The following is a 7,500-nucleotide window of genomic DNA, read 5'->3' on the forward strand; positions in this document are numbered from 1 at the left end:
GTCGCCCCGGGCCGGCGAAGTAGGACGCAGACATCGCGTGTGTCGATGCACGCAGGGCATCAAAACCATGCAGGAAAAACATGGCAATTGCCGGAGGGTTACGGTGGTAGGGTAGGGGGAGGTGTGAAAGTGCAGACATGGCGGCCGACGACCAGGGTATGACATTCGAGCAGTCCGTCCAGGCAGCCATCGAGCTTGATGCGCCCCTCAATGAGCGTCTGGCGGTGGTTGCCGCGGCGGTTCGCCGACTGAACTCGGAATTCGCGGACGCCGTAGAGCGACTTGTAGACCGCCTCGAGAAGCAAGGTGCCGGCACAATGGCGCCCGCTCCGGGCGAAGCCATGCCTGGCTTCCTGTTGCCTGATGACGATGGCAGGCTCGTCAGCCTCGCCGAAATCCTGGCAAAAGGGCCGGCCGTCATCACCTTTCAGCGCGGTCATTGGTGTCCTTATTGCCGCCTGAACGCCATCGGGATTGTCGAGGTGCACCGCGAGATCGCGGAATTGGGCGGACAGGTGGTTGCGATCATGCCGGAGCGTCGCAAATTCGCCAAGGCGATGAAGGCTCTGGTCGGCGCACAGTTCCCATTCCTGATCGACATGGACAATGGATATGCGTTGTCGCTCAACCTCGCGATCTGGGTTGGCGCCGAAATGGAAAGGCTCATGGGCCTGGGGTTCGACATCCCCAACTATCAGGGCAACAGCAGCTGGTTTATGCCAATTCCAGCCACCTTCATCGTCGGAACGGACGGGATCATCAGGGATCGCTTTGTCGATCCGGACTACCGCCGTCGCATGGACATTGACGATCTGATCGCGGCGCTCAGGCGGGCTCGCTGACGCCGAAGGACGACCAGTCGGCGGCCCTCAAAAGGTTGAGCAGGGTTGTCGCGACCGGCGAGCGATGCCTGCCGGCTACCGCATAAACCGAAACGATCCGCGAGACGTCCAGATCGCGAAGTTTGAGCCGGCGTGTGGTCGGGGATCGTGGGGCCGTAAGGGTGACAAAGCCCACTCCGGCATTGGCCTCGAGCAGCGCGAGCAGATCTTGGTCCGTCTCGACTTCATGCGCGGTCCTAGGCGTATACCCCTTGGCGGAAAGACATCGCGCGAGTTCCTCGCTAGTCTCCCAGTCGATGCGGCTGAGCACAGGTTCGGCGGCTAGCTGCGCCAGCGCGACATCGGCCTCGTTTCGCCGGGCGAGCGGATGATCTGAATTTACGGCGAGCTCGATTCCTTCCTGGAACAGCGGCCATGTGTCCAGGCGATCCCAGGCCTGCCCGAGCGGACCGGCAATCGCCAGCTCCACTTCGCCGCCCTTCAGCGCCTCTATCACAGCTGCCGGCGAGCCGCGGTGGATCTTGAGATGGACACCCGGGTAGGCTCGAAAGAGCTCGGTGAACGGTGAAACCAGAAGCGCAATGTTGATGCTGTTGGAAATGGTGACGTTGAGTGGCGCAACGTCACTGCTTTGCACAGCCTTGGCCAGCGATTTGGCGGAAGTGGCTGCATCATAGCACTGCTGCAACAACGGCAGCATGCGGCGCCCGAGTTCCGTGAGATGGGAATGCTGACGCTCGCGCCGAAGGAGCTCCCCGCCCAGTTCGTCTTCAAGCGTCTTGATCGCACGCGTAAGGGCTGGCTGAGTAACGTTGCATTCCTCGGCCGCTCGCGTGAAATTCAACGTGTTAGACAGGGCCAGAAAATATCGGACCTGCTGCATCTCCATGAAATCTCGCCCCCTCAGCGAAATAGTTTGTCAGCGATGTCGCATATTGCGAGACTAACTCAACTGATCGCGTTGGGCAAAGTGGCCCGTATTGCGCACTAGGTGTGATACCGCAGGGCGGCACCGACTTATTGTGACGAACCGAGTGACTTGCTCAACCAGTCGGCAAATCCTCTGGCCCGCTTGCTCGGCTGGCGCCCGGCCGGGAACAGGGCATGGATGGGTATGGTCGGCAGCGCAAAATCCGGCAGCAGCCGACACAGGCGACCGTCCTCTAGTTCGGCGTTAAACATCCATCCCGAACCGAATGCTACGCCAAGCCCAGCTACAACACATGCCGTAACCCCGGCCGAGCTTGACACCCTGATGCGAGGATTTTCGGGCAGGACAAAGCGGACCTGCGGATCGATCAGCTCCTGAAACGTCGCGCCGGAGCTGTCGGAGGGCCCGAAGATCACCTGATGCTGTGCCAGATCTGCAGGGCTGCTCGGCTGACCGTGCTGGGCAATGTAGATCGGTGCGGCAACGAGCAACCGAGGCGTCTGCCCGACCTTGCGCGCCATCATGCTGGAATTGTCGAGCAGGCCAAGCCGTATCGCGACATCGGCGCCTTCCTCAACAAGACTGCGCCGACGATCGTCCATCATCAGCTCGACAGAGAGATTGGGGTGCTCGGCGAGAAGGCTGGGCAGGCGAGGAATGAGCGCACGCACAGCAAAGGTCACCGACAATTCGACGCGCAGAACTCCGCGTAACTCCTCATTGCCTGCTGCGGTGTCGGCCGCTGCACCAAGATCTGCTAGCAGCGGCCGGATCTGGTCGAGGTAGACTTGCCCGGCCTCGGTCAGCCCGACCTTTCGGCTGGTGCGTATGAGTAGGCGGGCACCGATGCGCGCCTCAAGATCATTCAGAATCCGCGACACGGACGGCTGCGACAGACCGATCTCACGTGCGACCTGGGAAAGGTTTGCCCGTTCGGCCACCCGCACGAAAACCTCAAGTTCCTGCAGTCTGTCTGCCATTGGTTTTCCGGATGATTGCTATGCTCTTTGGCAAGCTACCCCCCTTTCTGGAAATAGGCGAAGACATTCCGCCGCAAGCCGTGCGGTCAAGATTTGGAGTGTCTCATGTCTCTTCAGGAAAAGCTCGATGCGTTCAAAGCCGACTTTGAAAGCAAGGCTCCCAAGCAAGCGGTCGAGGTCATGCGTCGTGCAACCGCCGAACTGATAGCGTCGGGTCAGGCCGCCCAAGCCCTAAAGACAGGCGCCGTTGCGCCAGCATTCACATTGCCGGAGGCTGATGGTGGGTCTGTCGCATCCAGCGATCTGCTTACCCGCGGTCCCTTGGTGCTCAGTTTTTATCGCGGAGTCTGGTGCCCCTACTGCAATATCGAGCTTGCCGCCTTGCAGGAAGCTTGGCCCGCAATCCGGGCTACCGGGGCACACTTGGTTTCCATCTCACCGCAGTCGATGGCAAACGGCCGCAAGGCCAAGCTCGACAAGCAGATAGCATTCCCGATGCTGAGCGACGCCGGCGGTAGGGTCGCCGATGCCTTCGGCCTGCGGTTTCGCCTGCCCGACGACCTGATCGACTTGTATCGCGGCTTTGGCGTCGACCTGCCGCTTATCAATGAGGATCGTTCTTGGGCCCTCCCGATGCCGGCTCGTTTTGTGGTCGGGCAAGACGGCATCATCGCCTATGCCGAAGTCAGCCCGGACTACACGCGCAGACCCGATCCGGCCGACCTTCTTCCGGTGCTCGAGCGACTGCAGGGCTCCATCGCGGCCTGAGACGATGGACATGGACCACATGACACTCGTGCATGTCACATCAACCAGCGCCGCCCGGCGCTGGTTGATGCTGAGCGTGATCTCGGTGGGCGCCTTCCTGCCGATGACGACATGGTTTTCCGCAACGGCGATTGCGCCGCAGCTGGCCAGGCTGTGGGACCTTTCTCCGGCGCAGGGCGCGTGGATAACCGGCGCTGTGCAGATCGGCTTTGCCATCGGCGCGTTGGCCTCCAGCATGGGCGGCCTTCCAGATGTGTTTTCGCTTCGCAAGCTGATCGGGGTCAGCGCCTTGACGGCGGCCGCTGCCAACCTCTCCCTCTTGTTCGCGCCCTCCGTCGGCTTCCTGCTGGTCGCCCGTTTTGTCACCGGCTTGGCACTGGCGGGCGTGTATCCACCAGCGGTGAAACTGGTATCGACATGGTTTAGCCGCGGACGGGGAACGGCGCTTGGCGTCCTCCTCGCTGCACTGACCCTTGGTTCGGCCTTTCCTCATCTGGTATCAGCCCGAGTCGACGAATTTGGTTGGCGAAGCGTCATCGTGGCCACCTCCCTCGCATCACTGGCTGGCGCTTTGTTGATCCTTTGGATGGGGGAGGAAGGACCTCATCCCTTCGCGAGATCGGCATTCGACCCTCGCCACATAAAAACGCTGGTGCGCAACCGCGCGCTGATGCTCGCCAATCTTGGCTATCTGGGTCACATGTGGGAGCTGTACGCAATGTGGGGCTGGATACTGGCTTACATCAGGGCAGGTGGCCCCGGTCTCGGCATCGGTAATCCTGGCGCTGCCTCCTTGCTGGCGTTCTTCGTCGTAGCATCGGGTGGGATCGGCTCGATTGCCGGCGGCATCGTGGCGGACCGCATTGGCCGCACGGCAACGGCGGCTGCAATGATGGTTGCATCCGGCTTATGCGCATTGACGATCGGCTTGACCTTCGCCGGTCCGTTCTGGCTGTTCGCCGTCGTAGCCATCGCGTGGGGAGCGACCGTCATCGGTGATTCCGCCCAATTCTCGGCCATGGCAACCGAATTGAGCGATCAACGCTACGTGGGCACAGCGCTTTCCCTGCAGCTAAGCGTCGGCATCGCACTCACTTTTTGCTCCATCCATCTGGTGTCATTCATGGCGGAGACTGTAGGTTGGCGCTGGAGCTTTCTGATCCTGGCGCCGGGCCCGTTGACGGGTGTTGTCGCGATGGTACTGCTTCGGCGGATGCCGAGCGCGCGACGAATAGCGCATGGTCTGAGATAGAGGTTCGATCCTGGCTCCCAGGTCATTTTGCTGGTCCTCACAATTTCATAGAACATCTCGTGGCAGATCGCGGGTCGAAAATCCCCGCGCGCAACGCGCAACCAGCGCACTTGCATGATGTGACGGAGCTTCGGATGCCCGCCGGATGTGCTGCCGGTATCGCGCATTCAGCATGGAAGCGCCGAACCGATAGCCGATCGCGCAAGCAGGCCAAAAGACCTTTCGGGTCTGCAACCTCGAACCAACAAATCACTGGAGGAGACAAATTTCCATGAAAGCGATCGTTGCTACGGACCGGACTGCGGGAACGGCCGGCATGACACTGATGGACCGGCCCGAACCACAGGCAGCGATAAACGACGTCATCGTTCAGGTTCATGCGGCGGGATTCGTCAACACCGAACTGGAGTGGCCTTCGACCTGGGCCGATCGGGCCTTCCGTGACCGGACACCATCGATCCTCGGTCATGAATTGGCGGGTGTGGTCACGGCGCTTGGCTACGGCACCACGGGGCTGTCGATCGGTCAGCGGGTGTTCGGCCTGTCGGACTGGCATCGCGACGGCACACTTGCTGAATACATCGCCATGGAAGCACGCAATCTCGCGCCATTGCCCGGCGATGTCCACTTCGCGGTGGGCGCGAGTCTGCCGATATCGGGCCTCACCGCATGGCAGGCCTTGTTTCAGCGTCGCGCTCAAAGATTCGTGAGTTGATCGGAAAACATCCCGAGCACGTCGTCGTGGCGCATGGTGAGGTTGTCAGGACGGGTGGCGAAGCCTTTTTGCGGCGTGCCTTTTCATGGCTGCTCCAGTAGTCTCAACGTCGGCAGTTGGGCGGTCGCCGAATGGCAGCTTACCGGTGATCTTACACAATAGTAGACCGTCGGCCCCAAATCGGCCTTCCCGGAACGGCGCTTCAGCCGCTCGCGCTTTAACATGATATCGATCTGGTTGATGACCGCCATGCCGGACAATCCCCGCTGATTGCACTGAACGCTATACAGAATTCTGCCGCAATCCGGAGATGCGATCAGTCCGATTGGAGGACGCTATTGAACCAACGGAACTTGGGATTGTTCGTTTCTGCCGCGGCATTCGCCGGGATCGCTGCGGCAACCTCGGCGGACGCAAAGTGTCTCGCTCCGAATGGTGAGTTCGAGTTGGGCCAGTATTCCTGTCTGGCGGCAGGCCCCAAATAATGGTCGTGCCCCGCGAGGTGGTGTAGCTCGGCGATGATGAAGCCGCTCGCGAGCGCGCCCTCAGCAGCGCCGTAGCGAGCGAGCGGCATAGCGGTGGTCATCGATGTTCTTCCGTTAGGGTCGGGTTGCTGACACCAACCTGATTCGAAGGAACCACCGATGACCGACGACATGATGAACCTGCGCGCGCTCGTGGAGAAGACCCCCGATGCCGATCTCCTGCGCGGATGATCGGCTTTGCCGCCGAGCGGCTGATGGAGCTGGATGTTGGTGCCGCGACGGGCGCCGGCTATGGCGAGAAGAACCCGCTGCGGACCGCTCAGCGCAATGGCTGCCGCGACAGGGACTGGGAGACCCGGGCCGGCACCGTCGAGCTGCGCATCCCCAAGCTGAGGAAAGGCTCCTACTTGCCAGGCGCTGCAAGCATCGCAACACTGATACGATGTAGAGCGCAACCCAATTCATCTTGCGGCGGCGACCCCGATGAGAACACACAAGGCGACCGGAGGACTTCCGGCCGGCATGCCCCTGCTGCGGCGGACGCGCGTTCGCCATCGAGGTATTCGAACGGTGGAAGCAGCCGCGCGGACCGCCGGACGCATCGGCAGGCTTCCTCGAACCGCGCCGCATGGCTGAGAAGGCGCTGACGGCCGTCATCCAGGAGGCCTACGTCCAAGGTATCTCGACCCGCTCGGTCGACGACCTGGTTAAGGCGATGGGCATGAGCGGCATCTCCAAGAGCCAGGTGTCGCGGCTGTGCGAAGAGATCGACGGCAAGGCGAAGGCCTTCCTCGAGCGGCCGATCGAAGGTGATTGGCCGTATCTGTGGATCGATGCGACTTATCTCAAGGTGCGCCGCGGCGGCCGCATCGTCTCGGTCGCCGTCATCATCGCCGTAGGCGTCAACGCGGACGGCCGGCGCGAGGTGCTGGGCATGGAGATCGGCACCTCGGAGGCCGAGCCGATCTGGACGGAGTTCCTGCGCAAGCTCACACGCCGCGGCCTGCGCGGGGTCAAGCTCGTCGTCTCCGATGCCCATGAGGGTCTGAAGGCCGCCGTGACTAAGGTGCTCTCAGCCACGTGGCAGCGCTGCCGCGTCCACTTCATGAGGAACGTGCTGGCGCACGCCGGCAAGAGCGGCCGCGTCGTCTCGGCCTTCATCGCCACCGCCTTCGCTCAGGAGACGCCCGAAGCCGCCAGTGCCCAGTGGCGCGCCGTTGCCGACCAGATTCGGCCCAAGGTGCCGAAGCTGGCCGCCATCCTCGATGACGCCGAGCCAGACGTGCTCGCCTACATGACCTTCCCGAAGGAGCACCGGGCCAAGCTTCACAGCACGAATCCGATCGAGCGTCTCAACGGCGAGATCAAGCGCCGAACCGACGTGGTCGGCATCTTCCCCAACGACAACGCCATCGTCCGCCTTGTCGGCGCGCTGCTGCTCGAGCAGAACGATGTGTATGGACCGCCCCTGATTTGCAAGGGAATTAAAACGGTGATGACGGATCCGGTGCTTGCAGTCGTGTATCC

The 7,500-nt window shown here is 61.8% G+C and carries 6 protein-coding genes and 3 pseudogenes; 6 read left to right on the top strand and 3 right to left on the bottom strand.

Translation table 11 applies throughout. The features are described 5' to 3' along the window. The first annotated feature begins 137 nt into the window (after positions 1–137). Positions 138–842 carry a peroxiredoxin-like family protein gene (locus P9272_RS02195; protein ID WP_278158546.1) on the top strand — a complete coding sequence of 235 codons (705 nt, stop codon included), beginning with the start codon at positions 138–140 and terminating at the stop codon, positions 840–842. On the opposite strand, the gene P9272_RS02200 is transcribed toward P9272_RS02195, so the two are convergent. Together P9272_RS02200 and P9272_RS02205 are read right to left on the bottom strand one after the other, a co-directional pair. Further along, positions 826–1,731, bottom strand: coding sequence for a LysR family transcriptional regulator (locus tag P9272_RS02200; RefSeq protein ID WP_278158548.1), 906 nt, complete (start codon positions 1,729–1,731; stop codon positions 826–828). The genes P9272_RS02195 and P9272_RS02200 overlap by 17 nt on opposite strands. A gap of 128 nt (positions 1,732–1,859) precedes the next feature. Continuing rightward, positions 1,860–2,753, bottom strand: coding sequence for a LysR family transcriptional regulator (locus P9272_RS02205; RefSeq protein ID WP_278158550.1), 894 nt, complete (start codon positions 2,751–2,753; stop codon positions 1,860–1,862). Positions 2,754–2,858: 105 nt separating this feature from the next. Here P9272_RS02205 and P9272_RS02210 point away from each other — a divergent pair, with 105 nt between their 5' ends. From P9272_RS02210 to P9272_RS02220, 3 genes and pseudogenes are all read left to right on the top strand, one after another. After that, positions 2,859–3,521: a peroxiredoxin-like family protein gene (locus tag P9272_RS02210; protein WP_278158551.1), complete on the top strand. Its 663-nt coding sequence runs from the start codon at positions 2,859–2,861 to the stop codon at positions 3,519–3,521. Between the two features lie 10 nt (positions 3,522–3,531). Further along, entirely contained in the window at positions 3,532–4,773 is a 1,242-nt protein-coding gene (locus P9272_RS02215; RefSeq protein WP_278158552.1) for an MFS transporter, read from the top strand. 271 nt (positions 4,774–5,044) lie between these two features. Continuing rightward, positions 5,045–5,461 (top strand): annotated as a pseudogene (locus tag P9272_RS02220) (alcohol dehydrogenase catalytic domain-containing protein); the annotation flags it as partial. A gap of 343 nt (positions 5,462–5,804) precedes the next feature. On the opposite strand, the gene P9272_RS02225 reads toward P9272_RS02220, so the two are convergent. Next, positions 5,805–6,074, bottom strand: coding sequence for a hypothetical protein (locus P9272_RS02225; RefSeq protein ID WP_278158554.1), 270 nt, complete (start codon positions 6,072–6,074; stop codon positions 5,805–5,807). A 58-nt stretch (positions 6,075–6,132) separates the two neighbouring features. Between P9272_RS02225 and P9272_RS02230 the strand changes: the two are divergent. Next, positions 6,133–6,386 (top strand): annotated as a pseudogene (locus P9272_RS02230) (transposase); the annotation flags it as partial. 197 nt (positions 6,387–6,583) lie between these two features. Further along, positions 6,584–7,426 (top strand): annotated as a pseudogene (locus P9272_RS02235) (IS256 family transposase); the annotation flags it as partial. Positions 7,427–7,500 lie beyond the last annotated feature (74 nt).

Source organism: Mesorhizobium sp. WSM4976 (genome assembly GCF_029625685.1).
GTDB lineage: Bacteria > Pseudomonadota > Alphaproteobacteria > Rhizobiales > Rhizobiaceae > Mesorhizobium.

Coding starts and splice junctions, on each gene's coding strand:
- P9272_RS02210 (WP_278158551.1), top strand. CDS start 2,859: ATGTCTCTTCAGGAAAAGCTCGATGCGTTCAAAGCCGACTTTGAAAGC.
- P9272_RS02215 (WP_278158552.1), top strand. CDS start 3,532: ATGGACCACATGACACTCGTGCATGTCACATCAACCAGCGCCGCCCGG.
- P9272_RS02195 (WP_278158546.1), top strand. CDS start 138: ATGGCGGCCGACGACCAGGGTATGACATTCGAGCAGTCCGTCCAGGCA.
- P9272_RS02200 (WP_278158548.1), bottom strand. CDS start 1,731: ATGGAGATGCAGCAGGTCCGATATTTTCTGGCCCTGTCTAACACGTTG.
- P9272_RS02225 (WP_278158554.1), bottom strand. CDS start 6,074: ATGACCACCGCTATGCCGCTCGCTCGCTACGGCGCTGCTGAGGGCGCG.
- P9272_RS02205 (WP_278158550.1), bottom strand. CDS start 2,753: ATGGCAGACAGACTGCAGGAACTTGAGGTTTTCGTGCGGGTGGCCGAA.